Origin of the sequence: Psychrobacillus sp. NPDC058041 (assembly GCF_042885655.1) — a bacterium.
Classification (GTDB): Bacteria; Bacillota; Bacilli; order Bacillales_A; family Planococcaceae; genus Psychrobacillus.
In genome coordinates this window covers 223,038-240,709 of sequence record NZ_JBHVRO010000003.1, presented here as the reverse complement: position 1 = coordinate 240,709, position 17,672 = coordinate 223,038, and the positions used below count along the sequence as shown (strand labels likewise).

18 protein-coding genes are annotated in these 17,672 nt (G+C 36.1%); 5 read left to right on the top strand and 13 right to left on the bottom strand.

Going from position 1 to position 17,672, the window contains the following annotated elements; genetic code table 11:
• The first annotated feature begins 2 nt into the window (after nucleotides 1–2).
• The 4 genes from ACFVR1_RS06290 to bshB2 all read left to right on the top strand — a co-directional run bounded on the left by ACFVR1_RS06290 (nucleotide 3) and on the right by bshB2 (nucleotide 2,344).
• The gene (locus ACFVR1_RS06290) at nucleotides 3–263 is read left to right on the top strand and encodes a hypothetical protein (protein ID WP_387581798.1); all 261 of its coding nucleotides are present in this window, start codon (nucleotides 3–5) and stop codon (nucleotides 261–263) included.
• A gap of 68 nt (nucleotides 264–331) precedes the next feature.
• Entirely contained in the window at nucleotides 332–1,165 is an 834-nt protein-coding gene (gene thiD / locus ACFVR1_RS06285; RefSeq protein ID WP_387581795.1) for a bifunctional hydroxymethylpyrimidine kinase/phosphomethylpyrimidine kinase, read from the top strand.
• 128 nt (nucleotides 1,166–1,293) lie between these two features.
• Entirely contained in the window at nucleotides 1,294–1,644 is a 351-nt protein-coding gene (locus ACFVR1_RS06280; protein WP_387581792.1) for a YojF family protein, read from the top strand.
• Nucleotides 1,645–1,657: 13 nt separating this feature from the next.
• Nucleotides 1,658–2,344, top strand: a complete 687-nt coding sequence (gene bshB2 / locus ACFVR1_RS06275; protein ID WP_387581790.1) for a bacillithiol biosynthesis deacetylase BshB2 — start codon at nucleotides 1,658–1,660, stop codon at nucleotides 2,342–2,344.
• Nucleotides 2,345–2,820: 476 nt separating this feature from the next.
• Here bshB2 and ACFVR1_RS06270 read toward each other — a convergent pair whose 3' ends face one another.
• On the bottom strand, nucleotides 2,821–3,765 hold the full coding sequence (locus tag ACFVR1_RS06270) for an L-threonine 3-dehydrogenase (RefSeq protein ID WP_387581787.1): 945 nt from the start codon (nucleotides 3,763–3,765) through the stop codon (nucleotides 2,821–2,823).
• Between the two features lie 171 nt (nucleotides 3,766–3,936).
• On the opposite strand from ACFVR1_RS06270, the gene ACFVR1_RS06265 reads away from it, so the two are divergent.
• Nucleotides 3,937–4,572, top strand: a complete 636-nt coding sequence (locus ACFVR1_RS06265; RefSeq protein WP_387581785.1) for a hypothetical protein — start codon at nucleotides 3,937–3,939, stop codon at nucleotides 4,570–4,572.
• Between the two features lie 67 nt (nucleotides 4,573–4,639).
• On the opposite strand, the gene nagB is transcribed toward ACFVR1_RS06265, so the two are convergent.
• The 12 genes from nagB to ACFVR1_RS06205 form a co-directional block, all read right to left on the bottom strand.
• Nucleotides 4,640–5,353 (bottom strand): glucosamine-6-phosphate deaminase, encoded by a 714-nt coding sequence (gene nagB, locus ACFVR1_RS06260; RefSeq protein WP_387582427.1) that lies wholly within the window; start codon nucleotides 5,351–5,353, stop codon nucleotides 4,640–4,642.
• 38 nt (nucleotides 5,354–5,391) lie between these two features.
• Nucleotides 5,392–6,552 (bottom strand): N-acetylglucosamine-6-phosphate deacetylase, encoded by a 1,161-nt coding sequence (gene nagA / locus ACFVR1_RS06255; RefSeq protein ID WP_387581783.1) that lies wholly within the window; start codon nucleotides 6,550–6,552, stop codon nucleotides 5,392–5,394.
• A gap of 1 nt (nucleotide 6,553) precedes the next feature.
• Nucleotides 6,554–7,543, bottom strand: coding sequence for an N-acetylglucosamine kinase (locus ACFVR1_RS06250; protein ID WP_387581780.1), 990 nt, complete (start codon nucleotides 7,541–7,543; stop codon nucleotides 6,554–6,556).
• Between the two features lie 157 nt (nucleotides 7,544–7,700).
• A complete protein-coding gene (locus ACFVR1_RS06245) occupies nucleotides 7,701–8,855 on the bottom strand; it encodes an ROK family transcriptional regulator (protein ID WP_387581778.1) in 1,155 nt (384 codons plus the stop codon).
• A gap of 217 nt (nucleotides 8,856–9,072) precedes the next feature.
• On the bottom strand, nucleotides 9,073–9,966 hold the full coding sequence (locus ACFVR1_RS06240; RefSeq protein ID WP_387581776.1) for a sugar phosphate isomerase/epimerase family protein: 894 nt from the start codon (nucleotides 9,964–9,966) through the stop codon (nucleotides 9,073–9,075).
• Complete coding sequence (locus ACFVR1_RS06235) at nucleotides 9,966–11,027, bottom strand: Gfo/Idh/MocA family protein (protein ID WP_387581774.1); 1,062 nt, start codon at nucleotides 11,025–11,027, stop codon at nucleotides 9,966–9,968. The genes ACFVR1_RS06240 and ACFVR1_RS06235 overlap by 1 nt, the downstream gene beginning before the upstream one ends.
• 32 nt (nucleotides 11,028–11,059) lie before the next feature.
• Nucleotides 11,060–11,938 (bottom strand): sugar phosphate isomerase/epimerase family protein, encoded by an 879-nt coding sequence (locus ACFVR1_RS06230; protein WP_387581771.1) that lies wholly within the window; start codon nucleotides 11,936–11,938, stop codon nucleotides 11,060–11,062.
• A gap of 66 nt (nucleotides 11,939–12,004) precedes the next feature.
• A complete protein-coding gene (locus ACFVR1_RS06225) occupies nucleotides 12,005–12,976 on the bottom strand; it encodes an ABC transporter ATP-binding protein (protein ID WP_387581768.1) in 972 nt (323 codons plus the stop codon).
• On the bottom strand, nucleotides 12,969–13,961 hold the full coding sequence (locus ACFVR1_RS06220) for an ABC transporter ATP-binding protein (protein ID WP_387581766.1): 993 nt from the start codon (nucleotides 13,959–13,961) through the stop codon (nucleotides 12,969–12,971). The genes ACFVR1_RS06225 and ACFVR1_RS06220 overlap by 8 nt, the downstream gene beginning before the upstream one ends.
• A 15-nt stretch (nucleotides 13,962–13,976) precedes the next feature.
• Nucleotides 13,977–14,873: an ABC transporter permease gene (locus ACFVR1_RS06215; RefSeq protein WP_387581764.1), complete on the bottom strand. Its 897-nt coding sequence runs from the start codon at nucleotides 14,871–14,873 to the stop codon at nucleotides 13,977–13,979.
• Nucleotides 14,874–14,885: 12 nt separating this feature from the next.
• Nucleotides 14,886–15,809 (bottom strand): ABC transporter permease subunit, encoded by a 924-nt coding sequence (locus ACFVR1_RS06210; RefSeq protein ID WP_387581761.1) that lies wholly within the window; start codon nucleotides 15,807–15,809, stop codon nucleotides 14,886–14,888.
• 150 nt (nucleotides 15,810–15,959) lie between these two features.
• On the bottom strand, nucleotides 15,960–17,546 hold the full coding sequence (locus ACFVR1_RS06205; protein ID WP_387581759.1) for a glutathione ABC transporter substrate-binding protein: 1,587 nt from the start codon (nucleotides 17,544–17,546) through the stop codon (nucleotides 15,960–15,962).
• Between the last annotated feature and the right edge of the window lie 126 nt (nucleotides 17,547–17,672).

Sequence of the window (17,672 nt, the reverse complement as noted above, 5' to 3'; positions counted from 1 at the left end):
AAATGGCAGATTTACATTATCGCGAAAAGTTGAAAACGATAGAGAAAGCAGCTACAACTTCTAACGAGATTCCAGATAAAGCTAAGACTTTAGGAATTGGCTGTTTCACGATAGGAACTATTCTATTGATAGGCTTTCTTCTCTTTTTAGCATTTTCTTTATTTACAAATGGCATTATTATTGGTTCCATTATTACTATTTTCATTGCGTTTATTTTATTATTTGTTTTGATTAAATTATGGATTGCTCCAAAGCTTCCGTAATTCAAAAATTTACCTCAATCTGATACAATGAGATATATTAAAGGTTGCAAAAAAGGAGATATTTTGACATGTCTATTAAAAAAACATTAACAATTGCTGGATCAGATACTTCTGGTGGAGCTGGAATACAAGCAGATTTAAAAACTTTCCAAGAACACGGAACTTACGGTATGAATGTTTTAACGGTTGTTGCAACAATGGATCCAGACAATGGGTGGAGCCATAATGTATTTTCTCTTCCAGTAGAAGAGATTAAACGTCAAGCAAAAACAGCGTTATCTACAAATGTAGATGCAATTAAAACGGGTATGTTAAGTACGGAAGAAATTATCGAAACAGCTGGTAATATTATCGAAGAAGCAGGCGTGAGCAATGTTGTAATTGACCCAGTGATGGTATGTAAGGGAGAAGATGAAGTTCTTAATCCAGGTACTGTAGACGCAATGATCAAATACTTACTTCCACGTGCACAAGTTGTCACTCCTAACCTTTTCGAAGCTGGACAACTTTCAGGTCTTGGAATATTGAAAACAATAGAAGATATGAAAGCTGCTGCTGAAAAAATTCATGCACTTGGCGCAAAAAATGTTGTCATCAAAGGTGGAAAACAACTAGCGCATGATAAAGCAGTAGATTTATTCTACGATGGAAAAACTCATACGTTACTTGAAACAGAAAAAACAGATACAACATATAACCACGGTGCAGGATGTACTTTTGCTGCTGCCGTTACTGCTAACTTAGCAAATGGTTTTACAGTTTCAGATGCTGTATTTGAAGCAAAAGAATTCGTTTCTGCTGCAATTGCACATGGTTGGAAGCTAAATCAATATGTTGGACCAGTACTACACGGTGCAAAAGGAAAATTCGGAGCTCCAAAAGTAACTGCAACTACAGTTTAAGAATTCACTCGCAAAGTCTCTATTGGCTTTGCGTTTTTTTGTTATTTGGCGTTAGTAGTTCAATCATTCGCTTCAAAGACTTTTTTTCATTATACTAATAATAGACAGTATGCTAGGAGGATATAGAGATGGAACTTGTTAAAGTTGAACGGTTACAAGAGCTTTTGAATAATTTTGCAAACGAGGATGTTTATATACATTTAGAAACAACGAACGGTGCTTATGCAACCCATTTTAATGAAAATGTGTTTAATGCGGGTGCCTTTATTCGCAATGTACTGATTCGTTATGAACTTGGAAAAGTGGCTGGTGAATCTCCACATCGTGTTGGGTTAAAATTGCCTCATGGTTGGGTATACGCGCAAGGTATTACTCATTTTGAATTAGACGAGCATGGTCGATTACTAATGGCAGGCCACGATCAAAGCGGAAAATTAGCGGTGGCACTTGAAATTAGTAGAACACCATTTACTTATTAAGGAGGAAAAATAAATGACTTTACCAATGGAACGACATGTATTAGTTGTATTCCCTCACCCAGATGACGAGGCTTTCGGTGTTTCTGGCACGATTGCTACTTATATAAAACAAGGAATTCCTGTAACATATGCATGCTTAACTTTAGGAGAAATGGGAAGAAACTTAGGGAACCCTCCTTTTGCAACTCGTGAAACACTTCCTCAAATTCGAAAACAAGAGCTACTAGCATCTGCCAAATCTATGGGTGTTACAGATCTTCGAATGATGGGACTTCGTGATAAAACGATTGAATTTGAAGATGATGAAAAAATGGTTGGCATGATGGAGAATTTAATAGAAGATACAAATCCTTCTCTTGTTATTACATTTTATCCAAACTATGCAGTTCATCCTGATCATGATGCAACTGGTCGCGCCATGATTCGGGCAATCCGTCGTATGCCGGAAGAAAACCGTCCGACTATTTATGCTCTTGCATTTTCGAATAATTCGAAAGAAGAACTCGGTGAACCAGATATTATTCATAATATTAAAGATTCCCGTGAAGAAAAAATGGGTTCGATGAGAGCACATATTTCACAAACAGCTTGGATGTTACAGGAAATGGACAAACGTCTAGCGGATGGAGAGCCGGAAGCAGAAAATTGGCTTAACTTCGAACGATTTTACACGTATGACTTCAGCAAAGACTTCGAATAATTGAACATACTGTAATACTACGGACTTTCCAATATTGCTACTTGGTTCGAAAATACCAGTGAACTTTATAGATTTACTTGTTATTTTCTTATTGCGTACGCTTATTTCATTCCCGATAATTGCGATAGTTGCGCACGGAAAAAGACACTCGCTTTTCGCAGACGAACCTTCGAGCCTCCTGGGCCAACACGATGTTGGTCATGAAGGCGTTGCCTCAGGAGGAGGCGCCATTAACCTTCCTTCCTTTTTCACGCTTCGTGCGGGGGGCTCGCTGGTCCGTTCTTCCGCAGAAGTCTCACGTCTTTTTCCTCTATCTATTAATCAGAGTGTGTACCGCGCTGATGACAAAACATTTACAGATTGAAAAGGAAAAATGTATAAAAAATTAAAAAGGTTTCGGGAATGTTGGACATCCCCAAAACCTTTTGTATTCAAACAGCTGACACCTTTTCTAGTGTCAGCTGTTTTTATGCAAGTTAATTTTTTGCTGCTAATTTTTCAAGCATATCTTTTGTCATTGTATCTAGATCATATTTATACGTGAAGCCCCACTCTTCTTTGGCAGCTGTAGCATCAATTGAATCTGGCCAGCTATTTGCAATTGTTTGGCGAACTGGATCCACATCATAATCCATCGTAAACGTTGGAATTACTTTTTTTATAGATGCTGCAATTTGCTCTGGCTCGAAGCTCATTGCCGTAACATTAAATGCATTTCGATGAATAAGTTTAGAAGGATCTGCTTCCATTAAGTCTACAATTGCTTGAAGGGCATCTGGCATATACATCATATCCATATACGTTCCTTCCGCAATGTACGAAGTATACTTCCCTTCCGCTAAAGCTTTATAATAGATATCTACCGCATAATCCGTTGTTCCCCCACCAGGCAATGTCTCATTAGAAATCAATCCAGGAAAGCGAACTCCACGAGTATCTAATTCAAATTTTTGAAAGTAATAGTCACAAAGAAGTTCACCAGAAACCTTATTAACTCCGTACATAGTTGTCGGACGTTGAAGCGTATCTTGTGGTGTATTCTTTTTAGGTGTAGATGGTCCAAATGCTCCAATTGAGCTTGGTGTAAAAAATTGCATGTTTAATTCACGGGAAGCTTCTAATGCATTTACAAGTCCACCCATGTTTAAATTCCAAGCAAGTAAAGGTTTCGCTTCTGCAGTTGCTGATAAAAGAGCAGCCATATGCATCATCGTATCTGCACCAAAATCTTTGGCAATCTGATGCATTTTCTCTCCATCAGTCACATCCAAAAGTTCAAAAGGACCGCTTTCTGATACTTCTGATGAAATATTTCTAATATCCGTTGCCAGTACATTTTCAGTACCGTATTCTTTGCGAAGTTTTGTAATTAATTCAGAACCAATTTGCCCTAAAGCTCCGGTAACCATAATCTTTTTCATATCATTTTCTTCCTTTCGAAAACAAATGTGTTTTTGGAGAGAACATACTATATCAAAAAAACGTTGATTTAATGATGTTTTTAACTATTTTATTATACGATGTTCGTTGGTGGAACACAACTGTAGAGTTCACTAAGGATTTGATATATGATAAGTAAGAAGGAGTTTATCATGAAAATAAGTTATAAAATATCAGTTATTTTAATAGGAGTAGCCAGTACTATTGTAATGCTCGGATTTAATTTGCCAATTTTGATCATTTATCCCAGTATACTTTTGTTATTCCTATTGATCTTATTCCTACCTCAGTTTTACACTGTATATAAATCCAATAATTTAAAACGGATTGAACGTTTTTTAGAAGAAAATAAACGAAAGCCCATTTTTGCTTATGTGCTTGCTATAAAAACTGGTGATACTGAAAAAATTATCGAAGCAATTCAAGCCATATTACATAAACATAAGAATCGCTATTTACAAGAAGTGTATAAGACGAATCTTGCATATTATGAAAATAACGTTTCGAAAATAGAACAACTGGCAAAGCAAATTAGCAAGGAACCCCTACGTACTTATAACATTGCCTATGTAGAAGTATTAAAGGGAAATTTTGAGGATGCAAGGAGATTAAAAGAAAACCTGCCGACTGGTTGGATGCCATATGCGATTGAAGCAATTATCGCTAATGAACAAGGGGATATTGAAGCATTTCAAAATGAAGCTAAGAACAGCATTGAACATGCTAGAGGAATTCAGAAGTTTAGCCTACTTTATTCATTTGAACATATGGAAAGAAATATTAAGTAAGAAAAAAGCAGCCGAATTTGGCTGCTTTTTGTTTTGTTAATTATCCCCCTACCTCATGTGTTTTTTCTTATCCTTCACTACCATAAATAACTGTAAGATTCGGATGCTTTAACAATTGACTCGCTGGAAAATCCTCTGTAATTTTACCGCCACGTAACTGTTTTATACTATTTACTTTTTTATCTCCGAAGGCTATTAGTACAATTTCTTTGGCATTCATAATCGATTGAATACCCATAGTAATTGCTTGTGTTGGTACATCTTCTAAACTTTCAAAGTATCGAGCATTTTCGATGCGTGTAGATTCTGTCAGATTTACAATATTAGTTAGAGATTCGAATGAAGTTCCAGGCTCATTAAAGGCTATATGACCATTTACGCCTATTCCTAATAGCTGTATGTCAATACCACCTGCTTCCTCAATGCTTTTATCGTATCTCAAACATTCTTCTTTCAAATCAATTGCATTACCATCCGGCAGATGGTAGCTTTCTTTTGGAATATTCACATGCCGAAAAAGATTTTCTACCATATAGGAATAGTAGCTAGCAGGACTATTAAAAGGTATGCCAATATATTCATCCAAGTTAAAAGACCTCACTTGGTCTAATGAGATTTCCCCTTCTTGATAGCTTTTCACCATCTCTTTATAAAAACCAACTGGGCTACCACCAGTTGCAAATCCTAATACACTGTTAGGTTTATATTGTAATTGCTTAACAAATATCGAGCACGCGACCTTACTCATTTCTTCATAAGAGCTCACTTTCATCCACTTTATCGCTTTCTGTTCAATCATTTAGCTCGTAAACCTTTCTTTTATGAATTTGCAGAGTATACTAATTCACCTTTACAAAATGTATATATTACCTCAAACTCGTCATTTAAAAGGACAATATCTGCATCTTTACCAACTTTAATACTTCCTTTACGTTCAAAGATACCTAAACGATGTGCAGCATTGGAAGAGGACATTTTCACTAAATCTTCTACAGGTGGATGTACCAAACGATAGATTCTCTTTAATGCTTCATTCATTTTTAAAACGCTACCAGCGAGTACACCATTTTCCAATCTAGCTTCGTTTCCATTAATCGTTACCTCTTGATTTCCTAATGTATATTTACCATTTGGCATACCTTTCGCACGCATCGAATCAGTAATCAATATCATTCGATCTGGACCAATGATCTTATAAATAAGCTTTAGCATATCATCTGACAGGTGGACTCCATCTGCAATGACTTCACAAAAAAGATGTGCATTTAAAAGACCTGCACCAACAACACCAATTTCACGGTGGTGGAGTCCACTCATTGCGTTTCCATAATGTGTTAATTGAGTTAACCCATTCTCCATTGCCTCAGTGATATCCAACAATGTTGCTTTTGTATGGCCTGCTGAAACAATAATGCCGTTATCGGACAAATAACGAGTAACATCATAATTCGCATCTTTTTCAGGGGCCAATGTCACTATTTTCAAATGCTCCAACTGTTCTCCAAACCATTCTTTAATGGTGGACTTGGATGGATTACAAATATAATCTACTGGCTGTGCACCTGCAAACTCTTTATTAATAAAAGGTCCTTCTAAATGAAACCCGAGCATTTCAGCTCCCTTAGAATTTGAACGAACTTTCGTGTTTATCTCAATTGCTTTTTGAATAGATCCAGGTGCTTGCGTCATCGTTGTCACTAGGAAAGAGGTCGTCCCTTCTTTAGGTAAGTACTCTGCAACTCTCCTTGTAGCTTCCTCTTCACCATCCATGAAATCTGCTCCCATAGCACCGTGAATATGTATATCAATAAAACCTGGAAGTGCCAACAATGCCTGTCCATCCAACCTCTTACCCTGATAATATTGGTTAGGTTCCTTTGCAATTTGCACGATCTTTCCATTCCTAATTAATATTTCCCCATGGATTACTTGGCCATTTTCTAAAGCAATTCGAATATTTTGCACTAAAATCTCAGTCACATTATTCACCCACTTGACAATCGCTTTTGTATTGTTCGGCAAAATTCCTTACAAATACTGAACTAATTGGGACATTTCGAGAATTTAGTCCAGCAATGATTGCACCTCCAACTGGTGGAATCAGTGGCTTTTTAAATGTAACATTAATATTTGACTGCTTCGCTAACTCTTCAAATCTCGGAATAAACAATTCTACTTCTGAAAATACCCCACCCGATAAAACAACCATTGTTTCTTTCTCTTTTAAATTCATTTTGCTATGACAAGCTTTAATAGAAATAAATAAATTCTCACATGCTTTTTGAATGATTGCTTGTGCAATTTCGTCTTTATTTAAGGCTTCCTCTACTGCATATACACTTAATGGAGCAATAACCGACCTAGGATGAGCGTCTCCATACACTTTTTCTATTATGTCTGGAATAGAACTGACACCAAAGTGACTTTTCAATCTTTCCGTTAACGAAGTTGCTAATCCTCTCCCATCATACGCTTTAAAAACAGCCTTTGTTACCCCTATTCCTATGTCATAACCACTTCCCTCGTCATCAAATATGTATCCCCATCCCGCAGAACGAAACAATTCTTTTTGCTCGTTAATACCTACAGTTATAGCACCTGTCCCAGCGATTTGCACAATTCCTTCACTGCCTAATGTTCCCGAAAATAAGGCATTAACGGCATCATTTGCAATTAATACCTCGGTCTTTGATGGCAAGTATCGCTGAAGTATATTCTGTAGCACACTATCGTAGTTGCCTTCTCCTACTCCGGCCATACCAGCGTAACAACAGACTAACTCACTAAATACATTTGGATTTTGATTTTGAATATTAAGTAGTAAATCTCGTATCACTATCTCAAATTCTTGCTTTGACATGGCAGTTGGATTACTTCGTCCTGCTATTAGTTTACTGTAAATATTACCGTTTTCATCTGCAATAATAGCGGAAGTTTTCGTGCCTCCCCCATCAATTCCTAATACATACATACCACCATCTCCACTTCCCAATATCCTTTTCTTCTATTTCTATAAAAAAAAGGATGAACCAAAAAAGTCGTTTATTAACTACTTTTAGAGTCACCCTTTCTAGTTTTCATACATTTTCTTAAACTAACCGGAAACTTAGCCAAGGTAAAAGCTGGCATTAATTTAAATCAATTAACGAATTCTGCGCTTGGATAGCTGCTCCAAGTACAACACCTTGACTCCCTAAACTAGAATGGACTATGCGCAAGTTCTTTTTAATCGGCTCCCACATATACCTTTCACATTTTTCTTCAATTTGTTGTTTAATTTCGGGCATTTTATCAATTAAATTTCCGCTTAATATAATGCATTCCGGTTCGTATAAACACGCAAGATTACTAATAGCTAAAGCAATATAAGTCGCAGTACGATCCAAAATATTGAGTGCCCACGACTCCCCGTCTCTAAACGCCGTGAACACATCATCTATTGAAGAAACATCCTTCATCTTTTTTGCATCAGCAAGTATGGCACCCTCTGAAATATACGTACATAAGCAACCAAATTTTCCACAATTACATACGTTTCCATTTGGATCGATAACAGTGTGTCCTATTTCTCCAGCGTTATTAGATTCTCCACGATGAACTTCCCCATTCAGAAGAATTGCTGAACCAATACCTGAACCAATACCAACTAAAATGGTGCTTTTAGAATCCTTTGCTTTTCCTACAGTGTTTTCAGCAATAATTTTCATTTTTAATTCATTATCTATTACTACATTTAATGAAGTTAATTCACTTAAATCACGGCTAAGATGAACATTTCTCCATCTCAATTGCTCTGCAACTCTCACAATACCATTCTCATAATCAATAGAACCAGGTAACCCCACAGCTAATCCAATAATTTTATCCATGGGAATTGCATTTAGCTCGATAATACTTTTTACTTTACTGTCAATATTTTGAACTGTAACTTCATAAGGCTCTAAGGGATTTCTTTCATAGGTTTGCAAATTAATCATTTCACCTAGGTAATTTACAATACCAATTTTCAATACGGACTTATCCAATTCTACCCCGATTGTGAATAAAACATCTCCACAAACATCCAGTAAGACAGCCTTTCTCCCAACTCCTGAAGTAACTAATTTGGTTTCCTTTACAAACCCTTGTTCCTGCAACTCTCCAACAATTCGAGTGATAGATGTCGGACTCATCTTCGTTATTTTGGAAATTTCCATTCTAGAGATAGGCGCCATATTTTTGATTAAGTCTAATACGAATGTTTTATTTTGTTTCTTCATTAAAATTTGGTCTTGTTTTTCCATCATTTAACCTTCTTTTTAGGAAGATTAGCTTTTAACCAATCTATCCACGCATTATTTACATACCAAAAAACATGAATTATTTTTCTTTTCAATTAGTAATGGTATGCTAATTTCATCATAATGCACAACGAACTTTTAATCTATAAGGAGAAGCCTATACTGCATTTCTCACAGATAGGCTTCGTCTCTTTTCTAGAAAACTGACTTTGTTATAAAACTAGTGTTTAAACTGTTGAATATACTTCACTGCATCTGCAATGTCTTTAACAGGATCAATATTTACTTCTCGTTCAATCGTTAAGTAACCATCATAATTTATTTCTTTCAATGCATTAAAATAGTTTAGAAAATCCACTTTCCCATGTCCTAATGGCGTTTCTCTAAAGTATGCTCCAGAGGAAACCATTTCTGCAATTTTCTCATGGTCTACCCCTCCCCCATAACCTAAAAAGCCATAAACATCTTTTGGATCAACCGCTTTTATTTGAACTCCATCTTTTACATGTGTATGAACAATATAATCCTTTAGCAACTTTACCCCAGCTACTGGATCGTCTCCTGTCACCATTACCATATTAGCTGGATCAAAGTTAACAGAAACACCATTTGTGCTAAGACTGTCTAAAAACTGTTTTAGTCTGCTCGCTGTTTCGGGACCAGTTTCAATTGCAAAAAAAGCATCGAGACTTTTCGCATATACACCTAGTTCCTCGCATGCAATTTGCATTGCCTCGTAGATATTGCTATTTTGATTTTCAGGTATGATTCCAATATGAGTCGTAACTATATTTGTTCCCAAATCTACCGCTAAATCTAAAATACGCTTCGATTTTTCAACTTTTTCTTCATTGAGAACTGCATCCTGAAAGCCATGTCCTCCTAAATCTCCGCAAAGAGCTGAAATTTCTAATCCAATTGAATCAAGAAAATTTCTTAACTCTTTACGAGCTTGAGGGCTCATATTTTCCGGTGCCATTGTTCCATCTACTGCATAGATCTGAACACCATCTGCTCCTATTTCCTTCACTTTTTTCAAGCCATCATAAAGAGGCAACTTAAGACTATCTACAATTACACCAATCTTGTTGGATAATTTCACTTGTAAATCCATTACGGAAATGTCACCTCACACTTTTTTTCCGCAGCTTCATAAATGCCTTCCAAAATTTTCATGATCTCTACACCATCTTCAATTGGAGCGACTGATTTCTCTCCAGTTAAACAGCAATTTACAAAAGAATCAATTTCGCTTTGGAATGCATTTTCAAAGTCAAAAGATAAATTATCTATTTGTGGATGTATATTTAAAATCGTATTATTTTCTTCACTTACGATTACCAATTCAGGTTCTAATTCAGCTCCACCCTTTGTTCCAAAAAGCTTCACGCTAATATCATCCTTTTTGGCATGTAAAGTAAAGGATACATCCACTGACAAAGAAGCCCCATTTTCAAAAGTAATAAGTGCATTTGCTAAATCTTCTACTGTATTTTTTGATTTATCATAGTCAGCTGCTTTATAAAATCTTAAATTTTCAACATTCCCTCTATTACCTAAGTTATTATAAGTATTTCCCGAAATCGATTTTACTTTTGGTCGTCCCATTAAGTACCAACAAATATCTATTACGTGAACACCTAAATCAATAAGTGGACCGCCACCAGATCTTTCTTTATCAGCAAACCAGCCGCCAGGATTTCCTATACGTCTTAAGCAAGAGGCTTTTGCATAGTAAATTTCCCCCAGCTTATCAGTATCGATAAATGATTTTAAAACTTTAGTATTCGTTGCAAATCTTCTCACAAAGCCTACTTGAAAAACTTTTCCAGACTTTTCAACAGCTTCTTGAACCCTAAGTGCTTCTTCTACATTTAAAGACAAAGGTTTTTCAACAAGAACATGTTTTCCACCATTAAGAGCTGCGATAGAAATTTCTGCATGTGTATTGTTCCATGTACAAATACTTACTGCATCGATCTCTGGATCTTCAAATACTTCATTTAAACTTTGGTACACTTGAGGAATACCATATTGTTCCGCTTTTTGCGCAGCTCTTTCCGTCACATAATCAAAGACACCGTGAAGTGTAACCTCTGGATTATTTGCATATGACTTGAAATGAAAATCTGAGATTGATCCTGTTCCAATTATACAAACTTTTAGATTTTTCATTTTTAAATCCCCTTAATGCTTATAAATTTTTTTTAGTTTTTTACTTCGTTCCAGAATCTTCTTACGTTGTCCATCCCGATTTTCGAACCTACTTTACAATCTTCCATTCCTTCAAATTCAACTGTAAGATATCCATCATAACCAGAGTTTTTCACTAATTTCATCACTTCTCGAATATTAATGTCACCATGTCCTACAATAGCGCCGCGCAAATAGTTTTCATTCACCGTTCTAAACCATACCCCGTCACCTGGATTTTCATAGTAAGGTCGGATATAAAAGTCTTTAAAATGAACCGTTGCAGCATACTTCAAATTTTTCTTCACACCTACAAGTGGATCTTCATCGATACATAGGAAGTTTCCAACATCAAGAGTAGTTTTAAAGTTATCTCGATTCACCGCATGGATAACGCTTTGCACTCGATCGCTTGTTTGGACATTGAATCCATGATTTTCAATTGTAGTAGTAATTCCGAATTGAGTAGCATAGTCCGCAATTAATTGACTACCTTTCACCATTTTAGAGAAATGCTTCTCAAAATATTGAATTGTCATCTCTTCAGGTTGCAATGTAAAAGCCGTAACATCATGACGCATAATTTTGATGCCTAATCGATTCACTATATCCACATGTTGCTTTAAACGAGCTACTTCTTCATCAAACGCTTCTTCCGTTTCTTGTACGAAATTTGCTGGCAATGAATATGCAGATAATTCTATTCCAACAGATTCTGCTTTTGCTTTAATCTGATCAGCTAATTCCACATTATCAACAACCGTGAAGCCATAAGGAACAATTTCCATATGTTCCCCTCCATTGTCTGCGATCCATTGGATGACATCCAAAACTGTCATTGTCCCTTCTCTTAATTCTTTTACTAAGCTGTATGTACTTAAACCTACTTTCATTCTCTTCACCTCTTCAATTTAATATGTTGCATTTTAAAGCTACTAGTTTGATATATATGTTAAAATTTATGAGTTTATCAAATGACATGAAACGAAATGATCGTCTACTGCCACTTGAGTAACTTTAGGTTCCATCGTTTTGCACATTTCCATACTAACCGGGCAACGTGTATGGAAAGGACAACCTGTTGGAGGATTCATTGGGCTCGGCAAATCCCCTTTTAGGATAATTCGTTCTTTCCTTAACTTAGGATCTGGTATAGGCACTGAAGATAATAAGGCCTTTGTATAAGGATGTTGCGGATTAGAGAAAATCGCATCCTTTGGCCCTGATTCAACAATTGTTCCTAAATACATTACACCGATGTAATCACTAATATGCTCTACCACACTTAAGTCATGGGAGATAAATAAATACGTTATATTGTACTCATTTTGTAAATCCTTTAATAGATTTAATATTTGAGATTGGATAGAAACATCCAGTGCAGAGACAGGTTCATCCGCAATAATTAATCGTGGTTTCATAATAAGTGCACGAGCAATTCCAATACGTTGACGTTGACCTCCACTAAATTCATGCGCATATCGGTCCGCATGAGATTCATTTAAACCCACAACTTTTAAAATCTCAGAAACTAATCTTTCCTGCTCTTGTTTAGCTAGCTTAGTATGAATCAAAAGGGGTTCAGCGATAATATCTCGCACCTTCATCCTAGGATTTAAAGATGCATATGGATCTTGGAAAATCATTTGAACCTTTTGTCTCATTTCCTTTAGTTGTGACTCTTTCTTTTGAGATATTTCTTCACCATCTATCCAAATTTCACCTTCACTCGGTGTAAGTAAACGAGAGATCAGACGACCAGTTGTAGATTTTCCACAACCACTTTCCCCTACAAGACTATACGTTTTCCCTTCTGTAATTTCGAAGGTTACACCGCTAACAGCCTTTAGTAGTTTTTTCTTCTTTAAAATACCATTTGGAATCTCAAATGTTTTCTTAATCCCCTTTACCTTGAGAAGCGTATTAGACAATTGTTTCCCCCCTTTCATTATCGTAAAGCCAACAGCTACATAGCCTCTCGTTCTCTAGCCTGATACTTGTTGGTTCTTCCTTCAAACAAATTGGCATTACTTGTGTACATCTCGGCGCAAATTTACATCCTATCGGCATATTGCTAGGGTCTGGTACATTCCCTTTAATCGAATCTAATTTATCCCTTTTATCCCCAATTTTAGGTACAGAACCAATGAGTCCTCGAGTATATGGATGTTTTGGTTCTTCAAACAAATCAAATACATTCGCTTCTTCGACAACTCTTCCCGCATACATAACCACCACTCGATCACACATTTCAGCAACAATACCTAAATCATGTGTTATCAATAAAATAGACATTTTTTCTTGCTGTTGAAGCTGTTTCATCAATTCCAATATTTGCGCTTGAATCGTTACATCGAGCGCAGTTGTAGGTTCATCCGCTATTAGTAAATTAGGATTACAAGACATTGCCATAGCGATCATAACTCTTTGTCTCATCCCGCCTGATAATTGATGTGGATATTCATTGATGATTTCAGCTGGACGAGCAATCCCAACTTTCGTTAACATAGCAATCACGTGCTCTTTTGCCTGCTTACTGTTCAAATTCAAGTGAATTCGAATAGGTTCCATCAACTGCTCCCCTATTTTCATCACTGGATTTAAAGAAGTCATTGGTTCCTGGAATATCATTGCAATTTGTTTGCCACGCATTTTCCGCATTTCGTTGTCATTTAAACTTGTTAAATCCTTACCATTAAATTGAATATGCCCACCTGTAATTTCACCACTTGTTCCTTGAAATAGCCTCATGATAGAAAGGGATGTTAAACTCTTACCACACCCTGATTCACCTACTAAACCAATAACTTCCCCTTTGTTTATATGAAAATTCACACCGTGCAGGATTTTAACTTTTTGCTTATCTTTCGTAAATTCAGTTTGAAGCTGTTCAACTTGAAGTAGTTTTTCAGTCATCCTTTACTAACTCCCTTATTCGTTCTTTGTTTTAGGATCCAAGACATCACGTAATCCATCCCCAATGAGGTTGAATGCTAAAACTGTCAAAAAGATAGCGATACCAGGCATCATTACTACGTGTGAAGCTGTCCCTAAATAGTCACGCCCCATACTAAGCATTGCTCCCCAATCAGGTGTTTCCGGACTAGCCCCTAATCCTAGGAAACTTAAGCTCGATGCTGCTATTATAGCCCCACCAATTCGCATCGTTACAAAAACGATTAAACTACTAACTGTTTCAGGGAAAATATGTTTAAACATAATTCGTTTGTGTGGTGCCCCCATTGATTTTGCTGCTTCTACAAACGTATTTTCTTTGGCTACCAAAGTAGAGCCTCTTACTAATCTTGCAAACGAAGGGACACTAAACACAGAGACCGCTATAATTACGTTATTTAATCCTGGTCCTAAAATTGCAACTATCGCAATGGCTAATAGTAAGTCTGGAAATGCGAACATTACGTCACTAGTTCGCATAATAATTCGATCTAACCAACCACCAAAATACCCACTAATTACCCCTAAAACAGTACCTACAATAGCACCTAATAGAACAGATGACATACTTACACTTAATGTAATTCTAGTTCCCACTAATATTCGACTAAATATATCTCTACCATATTCATCCGTGCCTAAAAAATGTTCACTACTCGGACCTTGTAAAATCACATCATAATCTGGTTGATACGGGTCGTATGGAGCGATAGAAGGACCCAGAATCGCAACAATTATTAGTAATAAGATAAAAATACTTCCACAGAAAGCAGTCTTTTGACGCTTGAAGTTCATCCAAAATTCTCTAATAGGTGAGTACTGTTTTTTTGGAACTACTTGTTTCTTCTCACCTACTGCACTTGTAAATACCATAGTTACTCTCCTTTATGATTCATATTGGATTTTTGGATTTAGCAAACTATATAAAATATCAACCACTAAGTTCACCAAAATGAATTCAATTGAAAACAGCAATATTGCAGATTGAATAACAGGGTAATCTCTAAATGCTATCGAATCTATAAGTAAACGCCCCATTCCTGGAAAACTAAAAACAGTTTCTACAACAACCGATCCACCTAACAGGAAGCCAAATTGTAATCCAGCAATTGTTACAACAGGAATTAACGAGTTTCTTAACGCATGGTTTGTAAGTACACTATATTCTCTCAATCCTTTTGCTCGACCAGTTCGGATGTAGTCAGCTTTTAACGTTTCAAGTAAAGAAGATCTTGTAAAACGCGCAAGCATTGACATTATTCCTGCACCCAATGTTATGGAAGGCAAAACATAACTCTTCCATCCTTCTGCACCACCAGTTGGAAACCATCCTAGTTGTACAGAGAAGATTTGGATAAGAATTAAACCTAACCAAAATCCTGGTAATGAGATACCAGATACAGCTGTAACCATCCCTACATAATCTGGCCACTTATTTTTAAATACAGCAGATAGTGCTCCTATTATTAGACCAAGGACTAATGCCCAACCTAAGCTTATAAGTGTCAAATAGATGGAAGGCATAAATCTGTCTGCAAACATACTAGAAATCGGTAAACCAGTTTTTAATGAAGTTCCAAGATCCCCCTGCAATAAATTGCCCATAAATGTTATGTACTGCTTCCATATCGGCTGATCTAAGCCCATTTCGATACTCACACGTGTAACATCTTCAAGTGTTGCATCCTTTCCAGCCACTAAGCGAGCGGGATCACCTGGAATTAAGTGGATAAATAGAAAAGTTAAAATGGAAACAACTAAAATCAGTGGTATCATTTCCATAATTCTTTTTAAAATATATTGAAACACGAATTATTTCCCCTCTCTATAAAAGGTGGATAAAAGTAAATATTGTAAATCGATGAAATAAGTAACCGTAAGGATTTTAATAATAGTAGGGCGATTATATAATATCGCCCTATCTTAGTTGTAAGCCCTAATTATTTCTATTTCATCGTTTTATTTATAATTTGCATTACTTACATTTATTCCTCCACCAGTTTCAACATATATGCCCTCTACATCTGCACGTGTTCCAACAAGCAGTTCATCTACACCTAGGAAAATCCAAGGTGAGTCCTTGTAAACAGTGGATTGAATTTTTTCATACAACTCTTCTTGCTTACTAGTATCACCAGTAGAATTAGCTGCATCGATCCACTCATCCACATCTGTATTTTTGTAATAAGCGGTATTCGAACCGTTCGGAGGGAAAGATTCACTATGAAATAATGGTTTTGTAGCATTTGTTATATCAGAAGCATAAGCAGACCAGCTCACATACCACATTTGTAACTTTGTATCTTCTGGCGTTTGTGCGCCATAGATTTCATCTGACAGTGTCGCTTCTTCCATAGATTTAATCTCTACTTTTACCCCAATTTCTTTTAATTGTTGTTGAATAAATTGCATGCCTTTCATCGTATCGGAGTTTGTATTACCCCAAATTTCAGCAGTAAATCCATTTTCAAATCCTGCTTCTTTCAGTAGTTCTTTTGCTTTTTCAATGTTTTGCTCATATACACCTTGGTTAACATAATAAATTGTTTTACTAGGGATAATTGAGTCTAAAGGTAAACCAAAACCAGAGTTAACAACATTAATATATGCCTTTTTGTCTACCGCGTAATTTAGAGCTTGGCGAACACGAACATCATTAAACGGCTCTTTCATCGTATTAATAGATACATACCGAGCTATTGTTGAAGGAATCTTACTAACTACAACATCTTTATTTACTTCAAGTTCTTTAAGATTTTGCGCTGGCAATGGATAAATTACACTTGCCTCACCTGTTTTTAACATCGCAACGCGAGAACCATTTTCTGGAACTGGTTTATATGTTATTCTCTTTACACGTTCGCCTTTTTTCCAATAGTCATCAAATCTTTCAATTGTTAAGTGATCTCCTTGAACCCATTCTACAAATTTGAATGGACCAGTTCCTACTGGACTCTTTGGAATAGCACCACTGTTTTCTTTTATTAACTTTGGACTAATCATTTTAGCCGCGCCGAATCTAGTTAACATAGGACCATAAGGTTTCTCTATAGTAAACTTAATTTCGTAATCTCCTAAAATATCTATATTAGTTATTAAATTAAATCCTCTACTATTTAATCGTAAACTTTTATCATTCATAATTCTTTCAATGTTCACTTTAACTGCTTCCGCATTAAAATCTTCACCGTCGTGGAATTTAATCCCTTGATTCAACTTAAAGGTATATTCCAACGCATCATCACTAACGCTATACTCCTTAGCCAATACAGGTGTTATTAATCCATCTTTATCAAACCCCAATAAACCTTCCAACATTGCTGATTGAACTGAATTAGAATTTGTATCTCCAGTGTTATGTGGATCCATCGAAATAAAGTTTTCGTTTACTGCTATTACAATTTCTTTGTCTTTTGATGCTTTCCCTTTGCCACTATCTGTTTGCCCAGTCTCGCTACCTGCGTTTTTTTCATTTGAACAACCAGCAACTACTATTGAACAAATTAAAGCGAAAAATAGGAACTTCCAAAAATTAGCCTTTCTCATTTCAATATCCATCCCCTTGGTTCGTTTTATTTTTGTAAATCTATAAAATATTTTCGTATCTATACAAACTATAAATAGAAAATAATTTTAACCACCGTGTTAAAAATTACACGTATATAAACAGAA

Coding starts and splice junctions, on each gene's coding strand:
- ACFVR1_RS06240 (WP_387581776.1), bottom strand. CDS start 9,966: ATGGATTTACAAGTGAAATTATCCAACAAGATTGGTGTAATTGTAGAT.
- ACFVR1_RS06290 (WP_387581798.1), top strand. CDS start 3: ATGGCAGATTTACATTATCGCGAAAAGTTGAAAACGATAGAGAAAGCA.
- bshB2 (WP_387581790.1), top strand. CDS start 1,658: ATGACTTTACCAATGGAACGACATGTATTAGTTGTATTCCCTCACCCA.
- ACFVR1_RS06215 (WP_387581764.1), bottom strand. CDS start 14,873: ATGGTATTTACAAGTGCAGTAGGTGAGAAGAAACAAGTAGTTCCAAAA.
- thiD (WP_387581795.1), top strand. CDS start 332: ATGTCTATTAAAAAAACATTAACAATTGCTGGATCAGATACTTCTGGT.
- ACFVR1_RS06280 (WP_387581792.1), top strand. CDS start 1,294: ATGGAACTTGTTAAAGTTGAACGGTTACAAGAGCTTTTGAATAATTTT.
- ACFVR1_RS06230 (WP_387581771.1), bottom strand. CDS start 11,938: ATGAAAGTAGGTTTAAGTACATACAGCTTAGTAAAAGAATTAAGAGAA.
- ACFVR1_RS06235 (WP_387581774.1), bottom strand. CDS start 11,027: ATGAAAAATCTAAAAGTTTGTATAATTGGAACAGGATCAATCTCAGAT.
- ACFVR1_RS06270 (WP_387581787.1), bottom strand. CDS start 3,765: ATGAAAAAGATTATGGTTACCGGAGCTTTAGGGCAAATTGGTTCTGAA.
- ACFVR1_RS06250 (WP_387581780.1), bottom strand. CDS start 7,543: ATGTATGTATTAGGAATTGATGGGGGAGGCACGAAAACTTCCGCTATT.
- ACFVR1_RS06245 (WP_387581778.1), bottom strand. CDS start 8,855: ATGGAAAAACAAGACCAAATTTTAATGAAGAAACAAAATAAAACATTC.
- ACFVR1_RS06265 (WP_387581785.1), top strand. CDS start 3,937: ATGAAAATAAGTTATAAAATATCAGTTATTTTAATAGGAGTAGCCAGT.
- ACFVR1_RS06205 (WP_387581759.1), bottom strand. CDS start 17,546: ATGAGAAAGGCTAATTTTTGGAAGTTCCTATTTTTCGCTTTAATTTGT.
- ACFVR1_RS06220 (WP_387581766.1), bottom strand. CDS start 13,961: ATGACTGAAAAACTACTTCAAGTTGAACAGCTTCAAACTGAATTTACG.